Raw genomic sequence first — 23,259 nt, 5'->3', positions numbered from 1 at the left:
AGGTCTAATTGGACAAGAACATGAAAATCCTCATCGTTGACGACTTTTCGACGATGCGGCGGATCATCAAGAACCTGTTGCGTGACCTGGGTTTCACCAACACCGACGAAGCCGATGACGGCACCACGGCGTTGCCGATGCTGGAAAACGGTCACTACGACTTCCTGGTGACCGACTGGAACATGCCGGGCATGTCCGGCATCGACCTGCTGCGTAAAGTGCGTGCCAGCGACAAGCTGAAAAGCATGCCGGTCTTGATGGTGACCGCTGAAGCCAAGCGCGACCAGATCATTGAAGCGGCCCAGGCCGGCGTCAATGGTTACGTGGTCAAGCCGTTCACCGCTCAGGTGCTCAAAGAGAAGATCGAGAAGATCTTCGAACGCGTCAACGGCTGAGTCACGTCAGGGGGGCGCGTCATGGATTCATCACAAACGTCTTTGGGCGAGTTCGAGTCGACCCTGAAGAAGCATGCCCAGGAGTTGGTCGAAAGCCTGGAGCGGGGCCGTTTCGGCGAGGCGGTACAGTTGATTCACGAACTGAACCAGACCCGCGACCGCGGCCTGTACCAGGAAGTCGGCAAGCTGACTCGCGAGCTGCACAGTGCCATCGTCAGTTTCCAGATCGACCCCACCATGCCGCAGGCAGAAGAGGTGTCGCAGATTACCGACGCCACCGAGCGCCTGTCGTATGTGGTCAAGCTCACCGAGGGCGCGGCCAACCGCACCATGGACCTGGTCGAGGAAAGCACACCGGTGCTCAATGAGCTGGCCAACGAGGCCAAGGCCCTGAGCACCGACTGGCAGCGCTTCATGCGCCGCGAAGTGGCTGCGCCGGAATTTCGTGATCTGGTCAAGCGAGTCGACAGTTTCCTGACGCACAGCGCCGAAGGTAACCGCAAGGTTTCCGGGCACCTCAACGACATTTTGCTGGCCCAGGACTATCAGGACCTGACCGGCCAGGTGATCAAGCGCGTCACCACACTGGTGACCGAGGTGGAAAGCAACCTGCTCAAGCTGGTGCTGATGGCCAGCCAGGTCGACCGCTTTGCCGGTATAAAACATGACCACGATCAATTGCGTGCAGAAAAAGATCGAGAAAAACATCCGACTCGGGGTGAAGGTCCGCAGATTCATGCCGATAAGCGTGAAGACGTCGTGTCCGGTCAGGACGATGTCGATGATCTGCTGTCCAGCCTTGGTTTTTAAGGAGCACGTTTGATGAGCTTCGGCGCCGATGAAGAAATCCTCCAGGATTTCCTGGTAGAGGCCGGCGAAATACTTGAGCAATTGTCCGAGCAACTGGTCGAGCTGGAAAGCCGACCTGACGATGCCGACCTGCTCAATGCGATCTTTCGCGGTTTCCACACTGTAAAAGGGGGCGCCGGCTTCCTTCAGCTGAACGAGCTGGTGGAGTGCTGCCATATCGCCGAGAACGTGTTCGACGTCCTGCGCAAAGGTGAGCGCCGTGTCGATGCGGAACTGATGGATGTGGTGCTCGAGGCACTGGATACGGTCAACAGCATGTTCGGCCAGGTGCGCGAGCGTGCCGAAGTGACACCGGCCACCCCCGCACTGCTGGCAGCGCTGTCGCGCCTGGCCGAACCTGGCGCAGCCGAAGCTGTTGCAGCGCCTGCACCGGCGCCGGTTGCCGACGTGGTGGCTGCAGCGCCGGCCGAGGCCGAGGAGCAACACCAGGACATCACTGACAGTGAGTTCGAGCAGTTGCTCGACTCGCTCGACGCGATCAAGGCGCAAGCGGCGGCCGACGAGCAGATGCAGGGCGAGACTGTCAGCGGTGCTGGTGATGAAATCACCGACGCCGAGTTCGAATCGCTGCTCGACCAGTTGCACGGCAAGGGCCAGTTCAATGCCGAGGTCGCCGCGCCGCCGGTTGCCGTCAGCAGCGAAGCGGTCAGTGATGAGATCACCGACGCCGAATTCGAATCGCTGCTCGACCAGTTGCATGGCAAGGGCACCTTCCAGGCTGGCGCCTTGCCAGCCGCCCAGGCACCAGCACCTGCCGCGCCAGACAACAGCGCAGCCAGCGATGAAATCAGCGAGCACGAGTTCGAAGCCCTGCTGGACCAGTTGCACGGCAAGGGCAAGTTTGGTGGCGATGTTGCCGCTGTAGAAGCCCCGGCTGCTGTCCAGGCGCAAGCGCCGGCTGCCGCCAAGGCCGAAAGCCCGCCAGTGACCAAGCCCGCTGCCGCGCCAGCGCCAGCGCCTTCGCCGGCCAGCAAACCTGCCGCGGCGCCTCGCGCGCCGGCCCCGGCCGCCGAAAAGCACGCCGCCAGCGAAGCGGAAACCACCGTGCGCGTCGACACCGCGCGCCTGGACGAGATCATGAACATGGTCGGCGAACTGGTGCTGGTGCGTAACCGCCTGGTGCGCCTGGGCCTGAACAGCGGCGACGAGGCCATGTCCAAGGCCGTGTCCAACCTTGACGTGGTCACCGCCGACCTGCAGACCGCGGTGATGAAAACCCGTATGCAGCCGATCAAGAAGGTCTTCGGCCGCTTCCCGCGCCTGGTCCGCGACCTGGCGCGCCAGTTGAAGAAAGAGATCAATCTGGAGCTGGTCGGCGAAGAGACCGACCTTGACAAGAACCTCGTAGAAGCCTTGGCCGACCCGCTGGTGCACTTGGTGCGCAATGCGGTCGACCACGGTATCGAGATGCCCGACGAGCGTGAAACGTCTGGCAAGGCGCGTACTGGCCGTGTAGTGCTGTCGGCCGAACAGGAAGGCGACCACATCCTGCTGTCGATCTCGGACGACGGCAAGGGCATGGACCCGAACATCCTGCGTGCCAAGGCCGTAGAAAAGGGCCTGATGGACAAAGACGCCGCCGAGCGCCTGAGCGAGTCGGACTGCTACAACCTGATCTTCGCCCCTGGCTTCTCGACCAAGACCGAGATTTCCGATGTGTCCGGGCGTGGCGTGGGCATGGACGTGGTGAAAACCAAGATCTCCCAGCTCAACGGCTCGATCAACATTTTCTCGGCCAAGGGCCAAGGCTCCAAGATCGTCATCAAGGTGCCGCTGACCCTGGCGATCATGCCCACCCTGATGGTGATGCTGGGCAACCAGGCGTTTGCCTTCCCGCTGGTCAACGTCAACGAGATCTTCCACCTCGACCTGTCGCGCACCAACGTGGTCGACGGCCAGGAAGTGGTGATCGTACGTGACAAGGCGCTGCCGCTGTTCTACCTCAAGCGCTGGCTGGTCCAGGGCCAGGTGCACGAAGAGCAGCACGAGGGCCACGTGGTGATTCTGTCGGTCGGCACCCAGCGCATCGGTTTTGTCGTTGATCAGCTGGTGGGCCAGGAAGAAGTGGTCATCAAGCCGCTGGGCAAGATGCTGCAAGGCACCCCGGGCATGTCCGGGGCCACCATTACCGGCGACGGTCGCATCGCGTTGATTCTCGACGTCCCGAGCATGCTCAAGCGTTACGCCGCGCGGCGTATTTGATTTCGGTGGCGCGCCCTGGCGGGTTGCGCCGCCTAATGGAGTGTTTATGGCAGTCAAGGTCCTGGTGGTGGATGATTCTGGTTTCTTCCGCCGCCGTGTCTCGGAAATCCTCTCGGCGGATCCAACGATCCAGGTAGTGGGTACCGCGACCAACGGCAAGGAAGCAATCGACCAGGCGCTGGCGCTCAAGCCCGATGTGATCACCATGGACTACGAAATGCCCATGATGGATGGCATTACCGCCGTGCGGCACATCATGCAGCGCTGCCCGACGCCCGTGTTGATGTTCTCGTCGCTGACCCATGAAGGCGCCCGCGTCACCCTCGACGCGCTGGATGCCGGCGCAGTGGACTACCTGCCGAAAAACTTCGAGGACATCTCGCGCAACCCTGACAAGGTCAAGCAGTTGCTGTGCGAGAAGGTGCACACCATTTCGCGCAGCAACCGCCGGATCGGCAGCTATGCCAGAACGGCGCCGGTCGCCGCGCCAGCGCCGGCCAGCACCTTTACCAGCCAGGCGCAGACGCGCCCGGCAGCGCCTGCCCGTGCAGTGGCCCCGACGCCGGCGGCCTCGCAGTCGCCGGCACCCAAGCGCAAACCCTACAAACTGGTGGCTATCGGTACCTCCACGGGGGGGCCGGTGGCGCTGCAGCGGGTACTGACCCAGCTGCCGGCCAATTTCCCGGCACCGATCGTGTTGATCCAGCACATGCCGGCGGCCTTCACCAAAGCGTTTGCCGAACGCCTGGACAAGCTGTGCCGCATCAGCGTCAAGGAAGCCGAAGACGGCGACATGCTGCGCCCGGGCCTGGCCCTGCTGGCCCCCGGTGGCAAGCAGATGATGATCGATGGCCGTGGCACGGTGAAGATCCTGCCCGGCGACGAGCGCCTGAACTACAAACCGTGCGTGGACATCACCTTCGGTTCGGCGGCCAAGTCGTACGGTGACAAGGTGTTGTCGGTGGTGCTCACCGGCATGGGCGCCGATGGCCGCGAAGGCGCGCGCCTGCTCAAGCAGGGGGGCAGCACGGTGTGGGCCCAGGATGAAGCCAGCTGCGTGATTTATGGCATGCCCATGGCCATCGTCAAGGCCAACCTGGCGGATGCCGTGTACAGCCTGGACGAAATCGGCAAGCACCTGGTGGAGGCGTGCGTCTGATGGACGTCCTCAGCCTGATCGGTCTGATCCTGGCTTTCGTTGCCATTGTCGGTGGCAACTTCCTTGAAGGCGGTCATGTCGGTGCACTGGTCAATGGCCCGGCGGCTCTGATCGTGCTGGGAGGCACCCTGGCGGCGGCGTTGTTGCAGTCGCCGCTGTCGTCGTTCAAGCGCGCCTTGCAGATTTTGCGTTGGATCCTGTTTCCTCCGCGGGTCGACCTGGCGGGCGGTATCGACCGCGTGGTGAACTGGAGCCTGACCGCTCGCAAAGAAGGCCTGCTGGGCCTGGAAGGGGTAGCGGACAGCGAGCCCGACCCCTATGCGCGCAAGGGCCTGCAACTGCTGGTGGATGGCGCCGAGCCGGAAGCCATCCGCAGCATCCTCGAGGTCGACCTCCTTACCCAGGAGGGCCGTGACATCCAGGCAGCCAAGGTATTCGAAAGCATGGGCGGCTATGCGCCGACCATCGGCATCATCGGTGCGGTCATGGGCCTTATCCATGTGATGGGCAATCTGGCCGACCCGTCGCAACTGGGCAATGGCATTGCCGTGGCTTTTGTCGCGACCATTTACGGTGTGGCCAGTGCCAACCTTGTGCTATTGCCGGTCGCCAGCAAGCTCAAGGCCATCGTCATGCGCCAGTCGCGCTACCGCGAAATGCTGCTCGAAGGCCTGCTGTCGATTGCCGAAGGTGAAAACCCGCGCTCGATCGAGCTGAAGCTGCAAGGCTTCATGGAGTAACCCATGCGTCGCCGTCGTCATACCGAGGAACACGAAAACCACGAGCGCTGGCTGGTGTCGTACGCCGACTTCATCACGTTGCTGTTCGCCTTCTTCGTGGTGATGTATTCCATTTCCTCGATCAACGAGGGCAAGTACAAGGTTATTTCCCAGGCCTTGCTCGGGGTATTCAACGACCCCGAGCGCAGCATGAAGCCGATCCCGATTGGCGATGAGCAGCCGCTGAGCGTGCGCCCGGCCGAACCGCTGGTCAAAGACAGCGAGCAGACCGAAGCGGGCCTGGCGGCGACCAATGTCGACCCGTTGAAAACCATCAGCGATGACGTGCGCGATGCCTTCGGCGACCTGATCAACAGCGACCAGATGACCGTGCGCGGCAACGAGCTATGGATCGAGATCGAGCTCAACTCGTCGCTGCTGTTTGGCAGTGGTGACGCGATGCCCAGTGACAAGGCGTTTGCGATCATCGAGAAGGTGGCCAGCATCCTCAAGCCGTTCGCCAACCCGGTGCACGTCGAAGGCTTCACCGACAACCTGCCGATCCGCACCGCGCAGTACCCTACCAACTGGGAGTTGTCCTCGGCGCGCGCGGCCAGCATCGTGCGGCTGCTGGCCATGGAGGGCGTCAACCCGGCGCGCATGGCTTCGGTGGGCTATGGCGAGTACCAGCCGGTGGCCAGCAACGATACCGCCGAAGGGCGCGCACGCAACCGCCGGGTGGTGCTGGTGATTTCCCGTAACCTGGAAGTGCGCCGCAGCCTGACAGGCTCGGGCAGCGCCAATGCCACACCGGATGCCGCATTGCGCCGGGCTGGCACACAAAGTGCACCGGCAATACAAGCAACGGTAGCGAAGCCGTGATACGTCAATTCCCCGTCGCTGATACGAACACGATTTTGAATGTGCCGCCGTCCCCTGTGGCAGCGGGCATGCCCGCGAAGCCAGCGACTCGGTGAATGGCACCGGCTACGCCGGTATTCGCGGGCTTGCCCGCTCCCACAGAGGGGCGTGCGAGTTTTGAAGTTTTGCGCATGACGGTTGTTTCTACAGTGTCCCTGCCAAATCAATAGATAGAGTTTGCTTGATGAGAGTCTGGGCAGTAGCCAATCAAAAAGGTGGCGTCGGCAAGACCACCACTACCATTGCCCTGGCCGGCCTGCTGGCCGAGGCCGGCAAGCGCGTGGTCGTCGTCGACCTCGACCCGCACGGCTCGATGACCAGCTACTTCGGGCACAACCCGGATGCCCTGGAGCACAGCTGCTACGACCTGTTCCTGCACAAGGGCACGGTGCCCGAAGGCTTGCCCGGGCAACTGCTGCTGCCCACCAGCGATGAGCGCATTTCGCTGTTGCCGTCGAGTACCGCCCTGGCGGTGCTGGAGCGCCAGTCGCCAGGGCAGAATGGCCTGGGCCTGGTAATCGCCAAGAGTCTGGCGCAGCTGTGGCAGGATTTCGACTATGCCCTGATCGACAGCCCACCCTTGCTGGGTGTGCTGATGGTCAATGCCCTGGCCGCCAGCCAGCAGCTGGTGATCCCGGTGCAAACCGAATTTCTTGCCGTGAAGGGCCTGGAACGCATGGTCGGCACCCTGGCCATGGTCAACCGTTCGCGCAAGCAGGCGCTGCCGTACCAGATCGTGCCGACCCTGTTCGACCGTCGTACCCAGGCGTCGCTGGGCACCCTCAAGTTGCTGCGTGACACCTACGGGCAGCATGTGTGGCAGGGCTACATCCCGGTGGATACGCGCCTGCGCGATGCCAGTCGCAAGGGCGTCACGCCTTCGCAGTTCGACAGCAAGAGCCGTGGGTTGATCGCCTACAGGGCGCTGCTCAAGCACCTGCTCACCTACAAGAACGCAGTGCAGGTGGCCTGATGACTCAAACCCGGCAAACCAGCACCCGGCCCCAGATGGCCCTGCAATCGTACCTGGACGGCTTGCTGCAGGAGGCCACCGAGGCCGAAGACCTGAGCGAGCAGCCGGCAGTGGCGGATGAATTCGCCGAGGCGGTGCGCGAGGAGCAGGCACGCGATGCCCGACAGCCAGCCCGGCCTGAGCCCGCCGAAGCCGCCGCCAGCTTTGCCCCGCGGCCATTCGCCGAACCCCGGCTGGCGGTACTGCCCAGCGTGATGCCGGTGGAAGCCCCGGTGGTGACGGTGGTCGAGCAGGAGATCGTGGCCGAAGCCAGCATCCCGGTACTGATCGAAGAACAAACCGTGGAACCGGCTGTGCCGCTGGTCGATGTGCATCTGCCGGCGCCCAACCTGCCCGTGCCCCCGGCCACTGTCGACGGTCGTCCGGTGTGGGCGGCCGAGCCGTTCGAATGCCTGCTGTTCGACGTTGCCGGCCTGACCCTGGCGGTGCCGCTGGTGTGCCTGGGCTCGATCTACACCCTGGCTGGCCAGGAGCTGACACCACTGTTCGGCCAGCCCGACTGGTTCCTCGGCATCCTGACCTGCCAGGCCGGCAACCTGAAGGTGCTGGACACTGCGCGTTGGGTAATGCCCGACCGCTACCGCGATGATTTTCGCCAGGGCCTGCAATACGTGATTTCGGTGCAGAGCTATGAATGGGGGCTGGCGGTGCATCAGGTCAGTCGCTCGCTGCGCCTGGACCCGTCGGAGATCAAGTGGCGCAGCCAGCGTGGCCAGCGCCCGTGGCTGGCCGGCACCGTAATCGAACACATGTGCGCACTGCTCGACGTCGCCGCACTGGCCGAGCTGATCGCCAGCGGTGCGGTCAAGCAGATGCACGCCAAACAGAAATGACACAGAACATACCGCCAACGGCGGATTTTGAGGGTAGGGGAATGAAAAAGTCGTCTGCACAAGGTTCCGAAGATCCGATCCTGCAGTGGGTTACCTTCCGTCTGGACAACGAGTCCTACGGCATCAATGTGATGCAGGTGCAGGAAGTCCTGCGCTACACCGAGATTGCCCCGGTGCCGGGTGCGCCGAGCTACGTGCTGGGCATCATCAACTTGCGCGGCAACGTGGTGACGGTGATCGACACGCGTCAGCGTTTTGGCCTGATGCCGACCGAAGTGACCGACAACACCCGTATCGTCATCATCGAAGCCGACAAGCAAGTGGTCGGCATTCTGGTCGACAGCGTGGCCGAAGTGGTTTACCTGCGCCAGTCCGAAATCGAAACCGCGCCGAACGTGGGTAACGAAGAGTCGGCCAAGTTCATTCAGGGCGTGTGCAACAAGAATGGCGAACTGCTGATCCTGGTCGAACTGGACAAGATGATGACCGAGGAAGAGTGGTCCGAGCTGGAGAACATCTGAGTTGATCCTAGAGGTTGCTGTCATCTTCCTGGCGCTGGCCTGGGCGCTGAGCCTGTGGTTTTTCCTCAACTACAGCAAGCGCCAGCGCGAGCTGGCTGCGCAGCAGGCCGAGGGCGATGCGCTGCGTGACCAGCGCATCAAGGACTTGGCCAAGCGTCTGGATGACTACCAGAACGGCACGGTGCGCATGGGTGAGGCCATCCATGAGCTGCGTGCGGCGGTGGCCACCCTGCCGGACCGGCTGGAGCGCCTCGAGCAGCGCGACCCCAGCAACGTTACTTTCAGCCAGGCGGCCAAGCTGGTGGGGATGGGGGCGAGTATCGATGAGTTGACCCAGAGCTGCGGCTTGACCCAGGCCGAGGCGGAGTTGATGAGCAAGGTGTACCGGGCTCCTTGACGGGGTACCCTCGGCAGCAGGTTCGCCGCCTGGGAAATCGAGCGGCGCCCATGCTCCGCTCGATCTGAAAGCTGTCGCCTGGCTCGTTCAGTACCCGCTGTTCATTTCAATTGCGAACCCAGGAGTGATTGCCGCCCACGCCGGCGAACCGGTTCAGGGGCAGCAGTTGCTTCAGGGCTGTATTGGCTTGCGAAGGGTTGATGAATGGATAGGTGTTGACGCGTGGCATGGTGTGCAGGTTGATGATCTGGCGCAGGGTCCGCAACCCGGGTAGATGGCGATCGACCACTTCAGTGAGCAGTGCCGGCCCGGTGAGGTAGCTGAGCGTGTTGGCATAGCGGTAGAAACCGCTCGGGTCCTGTTCCAGGCTCGGTCGGCTTTCGTAGAAGTCTGCATGGGTCTGGAAACGTGCGAGCATTTCATCGGAGATCGCATCCAGCAGTGGGTTGCCTGGGTGGCTACCAATGAGGCTGGTGTTGTACAGGCAATTCATGCTCATTTTCTCGTTGGACATCGGCGGTGGCAGCAGCAACCCATCGGGTGGGGTGCGCAGCTCGACCTGATCGATCGTTTCGCCCTTGCCGTCCGGCAGCAGGAAGTCGTCCACGTCCATGTACAGCCCACCCTCATGGTGCAGCATCCGGTAGCGCAGCACATCGGTCGCAGACGCGTAATTGGTGGCGATGCCACCGTTGCCATCCAGCGCTGCCTCGTACTGCGCGTAATAGCGGCTCTGGCGGAAGGCCCGGAAGAAGCGTTGCTCTTCAAGCGGCAATACCTGCAGCCCTGGCGCCCGGGCTGCCAATAGCCTTGCGTTCTGTTCGTAAGCGGTAGGCGAAGCCTTCGACAGAAACAGGCGCATGCTGTATTCACTGTCGCTCAGGCGCGCGGCGTTGGCGGCAAGGTTGGCCAGCAATGGCTCGCTTATGACTTTGTCGCCGACCCAGAGGCTGGAGATAAGTTTGGGGATGGGGGCGCTGTCCGGGGCCGGTGTCGGAATGGTGACTGGCAGTGGCAGGTCGACACCCAGCGCGCGCAAGGTGCGGGTGCGCATGGCGTCGGTGACTGGGCGCTGCCTGTCGAGCGCCACAAGGTCACGGCTGCCAGGCACTGCGATGTAGGCTTGCGGCTCGACCTCGTTGACGGTTTCCTTGATGATGAATGCGTCGTGCTCCAGGTCATAGACCACGCGTGCATTGTAGGTTTCGATGCTGCATTCCAGGTCGTCCAGTTCGCCATCGTAGTGTGGCAAGCGTATCACCGCGCCGGCAACAGCCGGGTCGCCTTCGTCAAGCGGTGTAATCGGCTCGTGGTGGTGGAAGTACTCCGCGCCTTCTGGCTCTGGAAGCCGCGGTGGGCTGGTCGGGCTCAACGGATAGCCGAGCTGCTCGTTGACCTCGCGCGGCATGACAAAACCATCGCTTTTGAACTCGAACAGGGCCTTGATGCCTGCGCTGCCCTCCGTTGCCAGCGGTACGGCGTTGAACAACCCCCAGGCGATGTCGCCAACCCCGTCCTGTTTGGCTTTCAGGCTGTGGCCGTTGATCACCTGATCCAGGCCCAGGCCCAACTGGGCAATGCCACCGACCGCCAGCAGTGGCGCCAGCCCCGGCACCACCAGGCACAGTGGCGCCAGCAGGTTGAGCGTGTTGGCGAGGTAGCCACGCCATTTGGCTTTGGTAACCTGGCTGTCGGTGGTGATGACAAAATCGGCATCGTCGTAGCTGCGCTGGCGCTGGCGCTCGGTCAGGGCTGCGAACATATCCCCGGTCAGTTTGGGGTTGTATTTGCCAGGTTTGTAGTTCACGTAGGTTCTGGGGGGCCAGACGCCATCATCGTTGAAATAACCGTGTTCAGGCGGCAGCCGGTGCCGGTCCGGATAGTCGCCAAGGCCCTCGAGCGCGGTGTCCAGGCCACTGAAATCCAGGCCCTGGGGGCGGTCGGCGAGCCTGAAGTGTTGCTTTAGCGCTTCGCGTCGGGCGGGGTCCTTGCACTGATCGCCCACCCAGTCCTTGAGCTGGTTCTCGCTGGCGAATTCGAGCAAGGGCGAGCTGTTACCTGGCATGTACAGCAGGGTCAGATCGCTGTGGGGGGCGTTGATGTACAGCAGGTCGGTGGCCGCATAGCCATAGATGCTCAGCGTGCTGACCCGTATCTTGAAGCGCTGCGGCATCATGCCGGCGGCTTGCCATGCCAGTTCCCTGGCGGCATCGCTCAGGCGCCCCTGGTTGACCTGGGCGTTGCAGGCGGCGATGAAATTGAGCTTGCTGGCCAGGCGGTGAGTGTCCTGATGCTCCTGCCAGTAAGCGTCGAGCATGGCTTTGAACGGCTGGTGAAAGTCCAGCGCTTCGATGAACCGCTGGAAGGCTTCAGCCGGAACCTGAATGTGGGTCGAGGCATCGTAACGGGCGGGGGACGATCGCTGGAACAGGCCGTTATACACCTCGAAGGCGGCGCCCTGATGGCCAAAGCCCAGCGTTGGCAGGCGATCGACCAGCTTCAACGGCCCTTGGGGGAAGGTGCCTGCCCAAGGGTTGGCGAACAGTGCGCCGATGAGGTTGTTATCGGACTCCCCTTGCCAGTTGCCCAGCAGCGCCTGGGTCATGCTCTGGGTCTGCTGGACCGCTGCCACATACCCTTGGTCATCCGGCCGGTAGTGCAGGGTGACCACATCGACGCGATCGGGGTCGATATGCACACCTTGCCCGGCAAGCCACTGCCGGATCAAGCGATGGGCTTCGCGGTCCGGGCGTGGGATGTTGGCCAGATGGTCTACTACGAACTGCACGCCTTTGGCGTTGATTCTGCTGTCGATCATGACGGTACACCTTGTACGTGGGAGGCCGACAAGGTTGGGCGCATGGAGGGGGAGGGGGTGGTAGATAGTTACTGGCCAGTGCCGGGCAGCGGGGGCAATGGTGGGGTGATATCGCGCTCTGCCGGGCGCGGATCATCGAAGCCGGCGGGTACCTTGCCGCGCAGGTGCCAGGCGAAGGCGATGATCTCGGCAATGGTCAGGTACAGCGCCTCGGGTATTTGCTCGCCCAGCTCCAGCCGCGCCAGCAGCCGCACCAGCTCGGCGTTTTCGTAGATCGGCACTTCGTGTTCGCGGGCGAGCGCAAGGATGGCCTCGGCCAGGTCCTCGTCGCCCTTGGCGGTGAGGGTCGGTGCCTGATGGCCGTCGTAGTTCAGCGCTATGGCTTGGCGTGGTGTCGTATCGTTCATGCGGTTTCGTCCACCCAGCGTTGTTCCATCCGTGTGCGTGGCCCCTGCGGCGGGATGCCCGGGTGGCACTCCAGGTCGCCGACTTCCAGGCCCCGGGCCAGCAGGCGCGCGCGCAGCGCGCCAAGCTGGGTGTCGATCAACCGCGCGGTCTGCTCGCGCTCCGCCCATAGCTGCCCGCTCAGGCGGCCCTCGCTCAGTTGTGCCTGCACTTGCATGGGGCCGAGCGGGGACAGGTCGAAGGCCAGCTCGATGCGCCACAGGGCTTGTCGAGGGTCTTGGGCTTCATGTTGGCGGTCGGCCTGTTGTTGTGGGGTTTCTTCGCGCTGCAGTTTGACTTGCAGCGGGATGAAGTCCTGGCCGTGGCGGATCGGCACTTCAGTTTGCCAGGTGGTCTGCAGGTTGCCGTTTTCCAGCGTGCCGGTTTGTTGCAGGCTGCTCATGGCGTGGCTCTGCAAGCGTGAAACGGCAGCGGCAGCCAGGCGCAGCAGCTGTTGCAGGTCGCCTTCCTCTTCCAGGGCCTTGAGCAGGCGCGACGGTAATGGGAACGCGCCCGGCTGCGGCTTGGGGCTGACCCGCTCGAGCATGCCCAGTGCGCTGCGCGCCAAAGCCGGCATGGTCACGGCCAGGCTGGCGGGGTTGAGATTGGCAGCGCTTGCCGGGAGGGCAGGGGCCTGGGCCATCAGCCGCAGCAAATGCGCCTTGAGGTCGGTGGCGACGCTGGCGGTGGACCCGCTCAGCAGCTTCGCTTCGAGAAAGCTGCCGCTGTTGTTCAGGGCCTGGGCCACTGCCTTGGCGTCGCCCAGTTGTCGGGCGTCCGGCAGGCCGGCCAGCAGGCGTTCGGCGCTGGCGCGCAGGTCGCCATCGACGCCTGGGTCGCGGGTGAGCTGTTGCAGGGCGTTGAGCAGGCCGGGTAGCGAGGCTTGGCGGTTTTGCTGGGTCAGCAGCTGTTGGGCAATGCTGAGTTGGTCCTGCCTGCCGCTGAGCGGCACGAAGCGCAATGACTGATCACCCTGCACCAGGGCGCTGAGCAGGCTGCCAATGGCCAGCGGGCGCGGGCTGTCGATGCTCAGTGTGGCGCCGGCCTGGTTGCTGTTGAGCAGGCTGACCAGCGCCCGGTACACGGCCGGTTGGCCGGGTGCCTGGGCCAGCAGCTGGTTGGTCAGGACCTTGCCTTGCAGCAAGGTGCCGACCGGCACCTTGCTGGTGTCCAGCTGGGTGAGGGTGGCGACCTGGCTGGCACTGGCCTGTTGCAGCATGATCGCCAGGCGGTTGCTTTCGGTCTGGCTGACGGTGATCTGGCTGCCTTGTGGCAGCGGCTGGCTGGCGTTGGCCTGAAGCTGGGTCTGGACGCCGTTGGCCTGCATCAGCCGTAGCACCAGCTGAAAGTCCTGGCCTGTCTGGCGCAACGATAAAACCTCGGCTTGCGCGGTTTCGCCAGGAGCCAGCAACCCAGGCTGCGCCTGGATCAGGCGCAGCAGATCGCCGGTCATGCCCGCCTTGATGGCTTGGCTGTTGATCGCGGTTTGTGCGCCGAGACTATTGATTTCAGTCATGATTGTATACAACCTGTCGAGCCCGGCCTCTTGGCAGCGCGGCGGCGCGTGTAATAATGCCGCGCGCCTGTGGTTGCCAGTATAACGGCAGCGCGCGGGGCGACTTGAGACACAAGGGCTTTGGAGCGGTTTTGGCTGCTTCGCGGGTGAACCCGCTCCTACAGGGTTGTAGGAGCGGGTTCACCCGCGAAGCAGGCGACGCCGCCCCAATGCCCTACTAAAGATAAGGCGAAACCGTGACCCTTCACCTCCAAGCCGCAGGCCTGGCCTGCGAGCGCGACTGGCGCCTGCTGTTCGAACAGCTCGATTTCGAGCTGGGCGCCGGCGACATGCTGCAGATCAGTGGCCCCAACGGCAGCGGCAAGACCAGCCTGTTGCGCCTGCTGGCCGGGCTGATGCAGCCGACGGCCGGGCAGATTCTGCTGGGTGGCAAGCCCCTGGCAGAACAGCGTCATGCCTTGGCCAGCGCCCTGCTGTGGATTGGCCACGCCGCCGGCATCAAGGACTTGCTCACCGCCGAGGAGAATCTCACCTGGCTGTGCGCCCTGCACCAGCCGGCCAGCCGCGAGGCAATCTGGGCGGCGCTGGAGGCTGTCGGCCTGCGCGGTTTCGAAGACGTCCCCTGCCATACCCTGTCGGCCGGTCAGCAGCGCCGTGTGGCCCTGGCCCGGCTGCACCTGGCTTGCCCGCCGCTATGGATTCTCGACGAGCCGTTCACCGCGCTCGACAAGCAAGGCGTGGCGCAGCTTGAAGCGCACCTGGCAGCCCACTGCGAGCAGGGCGGCACGGTGGTGCTGACGACTCATCACACACTGGAACGCAAGCCCTCCGGTTATCGAGAACTGAACCTGGGGCAATGGGCTGCATGAGCGTATTCATTTTGTTGCTGCGCCGCGAAGCGCGCCTGCTGTTCCGTCGCCCGGCCGAACTGGCCAACCCGTTGGTGTTCTTCGCCATTGTCGTGGCCATGTTCCCGCTGGCGGTCGGCCCGGAAAGCCAATTGTTGCAAACCTTGTCGCCGGGCCTGGTCTGGGTGGCAGCGTTGCTGGCCGTGTTGTTGTCGCTGGACGGCCTGTTCCGCAGCGATTTCGAAGACGGCTCGCTGGAGCAATGGGTGCTGTCGCCGCACCCACTGGCGTTGCTGGTGCTGGCCAAGGTGCTGGCGCACTGGATCTTTTCCGGGCTGGCGCTGGTATTGTTGGCGCCACTGCTGGCACTGATGCTGGGGCTGCCAAGCCATTGCCTGCCGGTGCTGCTCGGGTCGCTGCTGCTGGGGACGCCGGTATTGAGCTTGCTGGGCGCGGTAGGTGCGGCGCTGACAGTCGGCCTTAAACGCGGAGGTTTGTTACTGGCGTTGCTGATTCTGCCGTTGTATATCCCTGTATTGATCCTGGGCAGTGGTGCGTTGCAAGCGGCGTTGCAAAATATGCCGGCAACCGGCCATCTGCTCTGGCTCGCCAGCCTGACGGCCCTGGCCGTTACCCTGGCACCCTTTGCGATAGCGGCCGGCCTGAAGATCAGCGTCGGCGAATAACGAGTCCCGGGCTCTCAAGCCCGGCAAATACCCTGGATGTACCCTGATGAAAATAAGCTGGACGTGGTTCCACAAGCTGGGCTCCCCGAAATGGTTCTATGCCATCAGCGGCCGCATGCTGCCGTGGCTGGCCGGTGCTGCCGTGCTCCTGCTGCTGGTCGGCATCACCTGGGGCCTGGCGTTCGCCCCCCAGGACTACCAGCAAGGCAACAGCTTCCGCATCATCTATATCCATGTGCCGGCGGCGATGCTGGCGCAGTCCTGCTATGTGTTGCTGGCGGTGGCCGGGGTGGTGGGGCTGGTGTGGAAGATGAAACTGGCCGACGTCGCCCTGCAGTGTGCCGCGCCCATTGGCGCCTGGATGACCGCCGTGGCGCTGGTTACCGGCGCCATCTGGGGCAAGCCGACCTGGGGCAGCTGGTGGGTGTGGGATGCCCGCCTTACGTCCATGCTCATCCTGCTGTTCCTGTACTTCGGCATTATTGCGCTGGGCCAGGCGATCAGTAATCGTGACAGTGCAGCCAAGGCCTGTGCGGTGCTTGCGATTGTCGGTGTGGTGAATATCCCGATCATCAAGTATTCGGTGGAGTGGTGGAACACCCTGCACCAGGGGGCCACCTTCACCCTTACCGAAAAGCCGGCGATGCCGGCCGAAATGTGGCTGCCGCTGTTGTGCACGGCGCTGGGTTTCTACTGTTTCTTCGGCGCTGTACTGCTGCTGCGCATGCGCCTTGAAGTGCTCAAGCGCGAAGCACGCGCCAGTTGGGTCAGGGACGAAGTATTGAACAGCCTGGGGCGGAGGGCCGCACAATGAGCTTTGCCACCTTCGGTGACTTTCTCGCCATGGGCCACCATGGCCTGTACGTGTGGTCGGCCTATGGCATCTGCCTGGCGGTGCTGGCGCTGAACGTTGGTGCGCCACTGCTGGCCCGTCGTCGCTATTTGCAAGAAGAGGCGCGCCGTTTGCGCCGGGAGAACAACCAGTGAATCCGCAGCGCAAGAAACGCCTGTTGCTCATCGTCGGCCTGCTGGTCGGCGTCGGGGTTGCCGTCGGCTTTGCCTTGAGCGCATTGCAGCAGAACATCAACCTGTTCTATACGCCGACCCAGATCGCCAACGGCGAAGCCCCGCTGGACACGCGCATCCGCGCTGGCGGCATGGTCGAGAAAGGCTCGGTGCAGCGCTCGGCCGACTCGCTGGACGTGCGTTTCGTGGTAACCGACTTCAACAAGTCGGTACCCATCACCTACCGCGGCATCCTCCCCGACCTGTTCCGCGAAGGGCAGGGCATCGTCGCCCTTGGCAAGCTCAATGCCGACGGTGTGGTGGTAGCCGATGAGGTGCTGGCCAAGCACGACGAGAAATACATGCCGCCCGAAGTCACCAAGGCCCTGAAGGAAAGCGGCCAGGCCGCTACCGGCGGGGGGACGAAGCCATGAACGCAGCACTGGTAGTCCCCGAACTGGGCCAGTTGGCGATGATTCTGGCCATCTGCTTTGCCGTCGTGCAGGCCAGTGTGCCGTTGCTTGGCGCGTGGCGTGGCGACAGCCTGTGGATGAGCCTGGCGCGGCCGGCAGCGTGGGGGCAGTTCGCCTTCCTGGCGTTTGCCTTTGCCTGCCTGACCCATGCCTTCATGACAGACAATTTCTCGGTCGCCTATGTGGCCAGCAATTCCAACAGCGCCTTGCCCTGGTACTACAAGTTCAGTGCGGTGTGGGGCGCCCATGAGGGTTCGTTGCTGCTTTGGGCGCTGATCCTCGGCGGCTGGACCTTTGCCGTGTCGGTGTTCTCCCGGCAGTTGCCGCAGGTGATGCTGGCCCGCGTGCTGGCGGTAATGGGCATGATCAGCGTGGGCTTCCTGAGCTTCCTGATCATTACTTCCAACCCGTTCCAGCGCCTGCTGCCGCAGGTGCCGACCGATGGCCGTGACCTCAACCCGCTGCTGCAGGACTTTGGCCTGATCGTTCACCCACCCATGCTCTACATGGGCTATGTGGGCTTCTCGGTGGCCTTCGCGTTCGCGATTGCCGCCTTGCTCGGCGGCCGGCTGGACGCTGCCTGGGCGCGCTGGTCGCGGCCGTGGACCATCGTCGCCTGGGCTTTCCTGGGTGTTGGCATCACCTTGGGGTCGTGGTGGGCCTACTACGAACTGGGCTGGGGTGGCTGGTGGTTCTGGGACCCGGTGGAAAACGCCTCGTTCATGCCTTGGCTGGTGGGCACCGCACTGATCCACTCGCTGGCGGTGACCGAGAAACGCGGGGTATTCAAGAGCTGGACGGTGCTGCTGGCAATTGCCGCATTCTCGCTGAGCCTGCTGGGTACCTTCCTGGTGCGTTCCGGGGTGCTGACCTCGGTGCACGCGTTTGCCGCCGACCCGTCGCGGGGTATTTTCATCCTGTTTTTCCTGCTGTTCGTGGTCGGCGGGTCGCTCACCCTGTTCGCCCTGCGCGCACCGGTGGTCAAGAGCCAGGTCGGTTTCGCCCTGTGGTCGCGTGAAACGCTGCTGCTGGCCAACAACCTGGTGCTGGTGGTCGCGGCTTCGATGATTCTGCTCGGTACCCTGTACCCATTGGTGCTCGATGCCCTGACCGGGGCCAAGCTGTCGGTCGGCCCGCCCTATTTCGACGCCTTGTTCCTGCCGCTGATGGCGCTGCTGATGGTGGTGCTGAGCGTGGGCGTGGTGGTGCGCTGGAAGGACACCCCGGGCAAATGGCTGGCTAGCATGATGACCCCGGTATTGATCGGCAGTGCCATCCTTGCCCCGGTTGCCGGCTTTATCGTCGACGACTTCGATTGGCCGACGCTGACGGCCTTCGCCCTGGCCGCCTGGGTGGTGCTTGGCGGGCTGCGTGACATTTTCGACAAGACCCGCCACAAGGGCCTGGTCAAAGGCCTGCCGTGCCTGGGCCGCAGCTACTGGGGCATGCAACTGGCGCACCTGGGCCTGGCGGTGTGTGCGCTGGGCGTGGTGCTGTCCAGCAACAACAGCGCCGAGCGCGACCTGCGCATGGCGCCGGGCGAAAGCGTGGAGCTGGGTGGCTACCACTTCCTGTTCCAGGGCGCCAAGCACTTCGAGGGGCCGAACTTCATCTCTGACAAGGGCACCATCGTGGTCAGCCGCGAGGGCCGTGAAGTGACCACACTGTACCCGGAGAAGCGCCTGTACACCGTGCAGCAGTCGATGATGACCGAAGCGGGCATCGACGCCGGCTTTACCCGCGACCTGTACGTCGCGCTTGGCGAGCCACTGGAGAATGGCGCCTGGGCTGTGCGCGTACATATAAAGCCTTACGTCCGCTGGATCTGGCTGGGCGGTCTGCTGACCGGCCTGGGCGGGTTGCTGGCGGCCCTCGACCGGCGCTACCGCGTCAAGGTCAAGACCCGGGTGCGTGATGTCCTGGGCGTGTCTGGAGCAGCTGCATGAAGCGTTGGATCATGGTAGTGCCCCTTGCAGTATTCCTGTTGGTGGCGGTGTTCCTCTACAAGGGGCTTTTCCTCAAGCCCGACGAGCTGCCTTCGGCAATGATCGGCAAACCGTTCCCGGTGTTTTCCCTGGCGTCGACACAGGGGGACCGCACCCTGACTCAGGCCGACTTGCAGGGGCGCCCGGCACTGGTCAACGTGTGGGCCACCTGGTGCCCGTCGTGCAAGGTCGAGCACCCGTACCTGAACCAGCTGGCACAGCAGGGGGTGGTGATCCATGGGGTCAACTACAAGGATGACAACGCCGCCGCGCAGAAGTGGTTGGCCGAGTTCCACAACCCCTATCAGCTGGATATTCGTGACGAACAGGGCAGCCTGGGCCTGGACCTTGGGGTGTATGGGGCGCCGGAAACCTTCCTGATCGATGCCAAGGGCATCATCCGCTACAAGCACGTCGGCATCGTCGATGCCGCGGTCTGGCGTGAACAGCTGGCGCCGTTGTACCAGGGCCTGATTGACGAGGCCAAGCCATGAGGCGCTGGCTGGCAGCTGCGGTGCTGGGCATGAGCCTGGCCGGTGTGGCCAAGGCGGCTATCGACACCTACCAGTTTCGCGACGAGGCCGAGCGCGAGCGTTACCAACAGTTGACCAAGGAACTGCGCTGCCCCAAGTGCCAGAACCAGGATATTGCCGACTCCAACGCGCCGATTGCTGCCGACCTGCGCCGAGAAATCTTCCGCATGCTCGGCGAAGGCCAGAGCAACCAGCAGATCATCGACTTCATGGTCGACCGCTATGGCGACTTCGTGCGCTACAAGCCGGCGCTCAGCGGGCGTACCTGGCTGCTGTGGTTTGGCCCGGGGATCTTGCTGGCCGGTGGCTTCGTGGTGCTGGCGGTGATCGTACGCCGGCGCCGTGCTACGGCCGCGCAAGGCGCCGATGAGTTGTCTGCCGAAGAACGCGAGCGTCTCGCCAAACTGCTGGAAAAAGAACAGACCCATGATTGAATTCTGGCTTAGCGCGGGCCTTCTGCTGCTCGCTGCCCTCAGCTTTTTGCTGCTCCCGATCCTGCGTGGCCGCCGTCGCCAGCAGGAAGAAGACCGCACGGCCTTGAACGTGGCCCTTTATCAGGAACGTGTCGCCGAACTGGCGGCCCAGCAAGCCGCCGGTGTGCTCGATGAGGCGCAGATGGCCAAGGGCCGGGACGAGGCTGCCCGCGAGCTGCTGGCCGATACCGAAGGCGCCGAGGCCCCGCGCCAGGGGCATTTGGGCAAGGCCCTGCCGCTGCTGGCTGCGGGACTGGTGCCGCTGATGGCGCTGGGGCTGTACCTGCATTTTGGTGCGGCGGACAAGGTGGCGCTGACCCAGGAGTTTGCCGAGGCACCCAAGTCGATGGAAGAAATGACTACGCGCCTTGAGCGCGTGGTGCAGGCCCAGCCGGATTCGGCCGAGGCCATGTATTTCCTTGGCCGGGCCTACATGGCCGAGCAGCGCCCGGCCGATGCCGCGCGTACGTTCGAACGGGCCGTGGCCTTGGCCGGCCGCCAGCCCGAGCTGCTGGGGCAGTGGGCCCAGGCCCAGTATTTTGCCGCCAACAAGCAGTGGAGCCCGCAATTGCAGGCGCTGACTGACGAAGCGTTGAAGGCTGACCCCAACGAGGTGACCAGCCTGGGCCTGCGCGGTATTGCTGCGTTTGAAGGCGAGCGTTATCAGGAAGCCATCGACTACTGGAAGCGCTTGCTGGCGCAGTTGCCAGAAGGTGATGCATCGCGAGCGGCCCTGCAGGGTGGTATCGACCGCGCCGCCGAGCGCTTGGGTGGGGTGCCAGCAGAGGCGACCGAGCCTGCACCTGTGGCGGCTCGCCTGAAAGTGCGGGTGGAACTGGCGGCTGCCTTGAAGGACAAGGTCAAGCCGGACGACACGGTGTTTATCTTCGCTCGCGCCAGCAATGGCCCGCCGATGCCACTGGCGGCCAAGCGGGTGACCGTGGCGCAGTTGCCGATCGAGGTGGAGTTGTCTGATGCTGATGCGATGATGCCGCAGATGAAACTGTCGCAGTATGCCGAAGTCCAACTGGTTGCACGTGTTTCACGCGCGGGTCAGCCTACCCAGGGTGAGTGGGTTGGCCGGGGTGCTCCGTTGTCTAGCGCCACCCAGGCTACCCAGCGCCTGACCATCGACACTCCAGACCAGTAAGAGAGCAATGCCATGCACAGCACCGTCCGCCTGACCCTGATTACCCTGGCCCTGGGTTTGTCTGCGTGTACGGTGCATGAGCCGTACGAGCAGCCCGCGCCACCGATCGAGCGTGTGCCGCCGTCGGGGCCGGTGGTCAAGCCCTTGCCGGGCAGGCAGCCTGCCACTTCGCCGAGCAAGCCGGCGGCGATACCCAAGCCCATGCCGCGTACGTCGGCCAGCTTTGCGCCACCGCCTGGCGGGGCAAGCCACTGGGATCCCAAGCTGGGTGTATATGTGTTGGAGAAACAGCCAAATACCTTCTACCGGCAGCGTACCTACTATCGGTTCGATAACGGCTGGAGCTGGTCGTTGAGCCCGAATGGGCCTTGGCAGGAAACTGACAGCAGTGGTGTACCCGGTGGGTTAGGGCGCGCGTTCGCACAGTAACGCTGTTTCTGTATCTGCTGCTTCTGCTTCTGCTTCTGCTTCTGCTTTTGCTTGTAAGCGCGCGGTAGTTCAGGCGACGCAGATTGCGACTTCAGGAGGCCGAGCGCAGGGCTTGCGAAGGGAGGTGACGGGCATGGATGCCCGTCAAGCGCTGAGGCCCCATGGATGGGGCCTGCAGCGCGTACTCCCGGGAGCAAGCCCGGAGCGAGGGAACCCCGGAGCGTAGCGCAGGGGCCGGATGATAGGAGCCAGCGTTTTTTGGTTACTTTTTGTCGCGTTTGACAAAAAGTGACCCGCCGTAAGGGCGGAAAGGTGACTATGCGCCCCCTGCGCGAATGAATACCTACGCGATGTGGATGCCCACATCCAAGAAGCAAGAAGCAAGAAGCGAACTCGTCTGTTTTGACTCAGCGAACCGTCCGTTTGCGATGGCGACGCTGACTCACCTTTTCGCCCTTACGGCGAGTCACTTTTTGTCAAACGCGACAAAAAGTAACCAAAAAACGCTGCGCTCCCATCATCCGGCCCCTGCGCTGCGCTCCGGGGTCCCCTCACTCCGGCCTTGCTCCCGGCAGGACCGCGCCGAAGGCCCCATCCTGGGGCCTCAGCGCTTGACGGGCATCCATGCCCGTCACCTGCCTCCGCAAGGCCTGCGTTCGGCCTCCTGAAGTCGCGAAGATCAAGATCAAGATCAAGATCAAGATCAAGATCAAGATCAAGATCAACAGCAACAGCAACAGCAACAGCAACAGCAACAGCAACAGCAACAGCAACAGCACAGTACAGTTTTGCCTTGTTATTTCCATTGACTGTACCGGCCGGTGACTCCGCATAATGACGCCTCGAATTCACCCGGAGGTGGCATGAGCAAGACAGTCCTGGTACTGGTGGAAACCGTCGACGATTACCTGCCCATGCTGGAGCAGGCCGGTTACCACCTGATCCGTGCCCCTTCGCCGCAACTGCGCGCCGATGCCATTCATCGCCACGCCGAAGAAATCGATGCGGTACTCACCCGTGGGCCGCTGGGGCTATCCGCCACCGAAATTGACGCATTACCCAGATTGCAGATCATCTGCGTGATCGGCGCCGGCTACGAGCAGGTCGACCTGGCCGCCGCCGCCGCACGCGGCATAACCGTCACCAATGGCGCCGGGGCCAATGCCGCAGCCGTCGCCGACCACACCCTGGCCCTGCTGCTGGCGCTGCTGCGCGACATCCCCCGTGCCGATGCCAGCACGCGGCGCGGTGAATGGAACCGGGTGATCAGCCCCTCGGTGAGCGGCAAACGCCTGGGCATTCTCGGCCTCGGCGCAGTAGGGCTGGCAATCGCCAAGCGGGCCCACTTGGGCTTCGACATGCACGTCAGCTACCACAGCCGCACAGCACGCCAGGATGTGCCCTATGCCTGGTACGACAGCCCCCGACACTTGGCTGAAGCCGTCGACATCCTGGTGGTGGCCACCCCCGGTGGCGCCAACACCCGGCATCTGGTCGATGCCCACGTCCTTCAGGCCCTGGGGGCTGTCGGCTATCTGGTGAACATCGCCCGTGCCAGCGTGGTCGACACCCAGGCCCTGATTGCTGCATTGCAGCGTGGCCAGCTGGCTGGCGCCGCGCTGGATGTATTCGATGACGAGCCGGCAGTGCCCGATGCACTCAAGGCCTTGCCCAACACCGTACTCACACCCCACGTGGCTGGCCAGTCGCCAGAAGCCGCGCGCGACACGGTGGACTTGGTGCTGCGCAACCTGCAGGCGTTCTTTGCCGGTGAGCCAGTTTTGACCCCGGTACGCCCTTAACCCTTTTTCCAGATATCTGCCTGGCAGCGCCCGGGCAACAAGGAGTG

The 23,259-nt window shown here is 63.5% G+C and carries 25 protein-coding genes; 22 read left to right on the top strand and 3 right to left on the bottom strand.

From position 1 onward, the window contains the following. Positions 1–20 precede the first annotated feature (20 nt). The 10 genes from C4Q27_RS03695 (at position 21) to C4Q27_RS03645 (ending at position 9,050) form a co-directional block, all read left to right on the top strand. Positions 21–395 carry a chemotaxis response regulator CheY gene (locus C4Q27_RS03695; RefSeq protein WP_010955070.1) on the top strand — a complete coding sequence of 125 codons (375 nt, stop codon included), beginning with the start codon at positions 21–23 and terminating at the stop codon, positions 393–395. A 21-nt stretch (positions 396–416) separates the two neighbouring features. Beyond that, positions 417–1,205, top strand: coding sequence for a protein phosphatase CheZ (locus C4Q27_RS03690; protein ID WP_010955069.1), 789 nt, complete (start codon positions 417–419; stop codon positions 1,203–1,205). Between the two features lie 12 nt (positions 1,206–1,217). Then, the gene (locus C4Q27_RS03685; RefSeq protein WP_104886511.1) at positions 1,218–3,467 is read left to right on the top strand and encodes a chemotaxis protein CheA; all 2,250 of its coding nucleotides are present in this window, start codon (positions 1,218–1,220) and stop codon (positions 3,465–3,467) included. Between the two features lie 46 nt (positions 3,468–3,513). Further along, complete coding sequence (locus C4Q27_RS03680; RefSeq protein ID WP_020191817.1) at positions 3,514–4,626, top strand: chemotaxis response regulator protein-glutamate methylesterase; 1,113 nt, start codon at positions 3,514–3,516, stop codon at positions 4,624–4,626. Next, positions 4,626–5,366 (top strand): flagellar motor protein, encoded by a 741-nt coding sequence (locus C4Q27_RS03675; RefSeq protein ID WP_014590163.1) that lies wholly within the window; start codon positions 4,626–4,628, stop codon positions 5,364–5,366. The genes C4Q27_RS03680 and C4Q27_RS03675 overlap by 1 nt, the downstream gene beginning before the upstream one ends. Before the next feature lie 3 nt (positions 5,367–5,369). Next, positions 5,370–6,227, top strand: a complete 858-nt coding sequence (motD, locus tag C4Q27_RS03670) for a flagellar motor protein MotD (RefSeq protein WP_104886510.1) — start codon at positions 5,370–5,372, stop codon at positions 6,225–6,227. 223 nt (positions 6,228–6,450) lie between these two features. After that, positions 6,451–7,239: a ParA family protein gene (locus C4Q27_RS03660; RefSeq protein WP_010955064.1), complete on the top strand. Its 789-nt coding sequence runs from the start codon at positions 6,451–6,453 to the stop codon at positions 7,237–7,239. Further along, positions 7,239–8,132 (top strand): CheW domain-containing protein, encoded by an 894-nt coding sequence (locus tag C4Q27_RS03655; protein ID WP_104886509.1) that lies wholly within the window; start codon positions 7,239–7,241, stop codon positions 8,130–8,132. Before C4Q27_RS03660 ends, C4Q27_RS03655 begins: the two co-directional genes overlap by 1 nt. A 41-nt stretch (positions 8,133–8,173) precedes the next feature. Then, positions 8,174–8,653 carry a chemotaxis protein CheW gene (locus tag C4Q27_RS03650; protein ID WP_003254393.1) on the top strand — a complete coding sequence of 160 codons (480 nt, stop codon included), beginning with the start codon at positions 8,174–8,176 and terminating at the stop codon, positions 8,651–8,653. Between the two features lies 1 nt (position 8,654). Then, on the top strand, positions 8,655–9,050 hold the full coding sequence (locus C4Q27_RS03645) for a DUF2802 domain-containing protein (RefSeq protein WP_010955062.1): 396 nt from the start codon (positions 8,655–8,657) through the stop codon (positions 9,048–9,050). 106 nt (positions 9,051–9,156) lie between these two features. Here the strand turns inward: C4Q27_RS03645 and C4Q27_RS03640 are convergent, their stop codons facing one another. The 3 genes from C4Q27_RS03640 to C4Q27_RS03630 all read right to left on the bottom strand — a co-directional run bounded on the left by C4Q27_RS03640 (position 9,157) and on the right by C4Q27_RS03630 (position 13,828). After that, complete coding sequence (locus C4Q27_RS03640) at positions 9,157–11,868, bottom strand: dermonecrotic toxin domain-containing protein (RefSeq protein WP_104886508.1); 2,712 nt, start codon at positions 11,866–11,868, stop codon at positions 9,157–9,159. 68 nt (positions 11,869–11,936) lie between these two features. Beyond that, positions 11,937–12,275, bottom strand: a complete 339-nt coding sequence (locus C4Q27_RS03635) for an EscU/YscU/HrcU family type III secretion system export apparatus switch protein (protein WP_104886507.1) — start codon at positions 12,273–12,275, stop codon at positions 11,937–11,939. Next, positions 12,272–13,828, bottom strand: coding sequence for a flagellar hook-length control protein FliK (locus C4Q27_RS03630; protein WP_104886506.1), 1,557 nt, complete (start codon positions 13,826–13,828; stop codon positions 12,272–12,274). Before C4Q27_RS03630 ends, C4Q27_RS03635 begins: the two co-directional genes overlap by 4 nt. 236 nt (positions 13,829–14,064) lie before the next feature. Here C4Q27_RS03630 and ccmA point away from each other — a divergent pair, with 236 nt between their 5' ends. The 12 genes from ccmA (at position 14,065) to C4Q27_RS03570 (ending at position 23,212) form a co-directional block, all read left to right on the top strand. Next, positions 14,065–14,697, top strand: coding sequence for a cytochrome c biogenesis heme-transporting ATPase CcmA (gene ccmA / locus C4Q27_RS03625; protein ID WP_003254385.1), 633 nt, complete (start codon positions 14,065–14,067; stop codon positions 14,695–14,697). Further along, positions 14,694–15,362 carry a heme exporter protein CcmB gene (ccmB, locus tag C4Q27_RS03620; protein WP_012051653.1) on the top strand — a complete coding sequence of 223 codons (669 nt, stop codon included), beginning with the start codon at positions 14,694–14,696 and terminating at the stop codon, positions 15,360–15,362. The genes ccmA and ccmB overlap by 4 nt, the downstream gene beginning before the upstream one ends. Positions 15,363–15,408: 46 nt before the next feature. Next, positions 15,409–16,176: a heme ABC transporter permease gene (locus tag C4Q27_RS03615; RefSeq protein ID WP_010955058.1), complete on the top strand. Its 768-nt coding sequence runs from the start codon at positions 15,409–15,411 to the stop codon at positions 16,174–16,176. Continuing rightward, positions 16,173–16,349: a heme exporter protein CcmD gene (gene ccmD / locus C4Q27_RS03610; RefSeq protein ID WP_003254380.1), complete on the top strand. Its 177-nt coding sequence runs from the start codon at positions 16,173–16,175 to the stop codon at positions 16,347–16,349. Before C4Q27_RS03615 ends, ccmD begins: the two co-directional genes overlap by 4 nt. After that, positions 16,346–16,801 carry a cytochrome c maturation protein CcmE gene (ccmE, locus tag C4Q27_RS03605; RefSeq protein ID WP_104886505.1) on the top strand — a complete coding sequence of 152 codons (456 nt, stop codon included), beginning with the start codon at positions 16,346–16,348 and terminating at the stop codon, positions 16,799–16,801. Before ccmD ends, ccmE begins: the two co-directional genes overlap by 4 nt. Further along, complete coding sequence (locus C4Q27_RS03600) at positions 16,798–18,786, top strand: heme lyase CcmF/NrfE family subunit (RefSeq protein ID WP_104886504.1); 1,989 nt, start codon at positions 16,798–16,800, stop codon at positions 18,784–18,786. Before ccmE ends, C4Q27_RS03600 begins: the two co-directional genes overlap by 4 nt. Continuing rightward, positions 18,783–19,319 (top strand): DsbE family thiol:disulfide interchange protein, encoded by a 537-nt coding sequence (locus C4Q27_RS03595; protein ID WP_104886503.1) that lies wholly within the window; start codon positions 18,783–18,785, stop codon positions 19,317–19,319. The genes C4Q27_RS03600 and C4Q27_RS03595 overlap by 4 nt, the downstream gene beginning before the upstream one ends. After that, positions 19,316–19,792: a cytochrome c-type biogenesis protein gene (locus C4Q27_RS03590; protein WP_014590172.1), complete on the top strand. Its 477-nt coding sequence runs from the start codon at positions 19,316–19,318 to the stop codon at positions 19,790–19,792. Before C4Q27_RS03595 ends, C4Q27_RS03590 begins: the two co-directional genes overlap by 4 nt. After that, positions 19,785–20,981 carry a c-type cytochrome biogenesis protein CcmI gene (ccmI, locus tag C4Q27_RS03585; protein ID WP_064491598.1) on the top strand — a complete coding sequence of 399 codons (1,197 nt, stop codon included), beginning with the start codon at positions 19,785–19,787 and terminating at the stop codon, positions 20,979–20,981. The genes C4Q27_RS03590 and ccmI overlap by 8 nt, the downstream gene beginning before the upstream one ends. Positions 20,982–20,993: 12 nt before the next feature. Further along, positions 20,994–21,410 carry a hypothetical protein gene (locus C4Q27_RS03580; protein WP_003254373.1) on the top strand — a complete coding sequence of 139 codons (417 nt, stop codon included), beginning with the start codon at positions 20,994–20,996 and terminating at the stop codon, positions 21,408–21,410. A 624-nt stretch (positions 21,411–22,034) separates the two neighbouring features. After that, complete coding sequence (locus C4Q27_RS29270; protein WP_158666125.1) at positions 22,035–22,235, top strand: hypothetical protein; 201 nt, start codon at positions 22,035–22,037, stop codon at positions 22,233–22,235. Between the two features lie 38 nt (positions 22,236–22,273). Further along, the gene (locus C4Q27_RS03570; RefSeq protein WP_104886502.1) at positions 22,274–23,212 is read left to right on the top strand and encodes a 2-hydroxyacid dehydrogenase; all 939 of its coding nucleotides are present in this window, start codon (positions 22,274–22,276) and stop codon (positions 23,210–23,212) included. Positions 23,213–23,259: the final 47 nt, after the last annotated feature.

The sequence above is a fragment of the Pseudomonas sp. SWI36 genome (assembly GCF_002948105.1).
Classification (GTDB): Bacteria; Pseudomonadota; Gammaproteobacteria; order Pseudomonadales; family Pseudomonadaceae; genus Aquipseudomonas; species Aquipseudomonas alloputida.
Note: the sequence above shows the minus strand (reverse complement) of the source record. Positions and strands in the feature narration are given on the sequence as shown.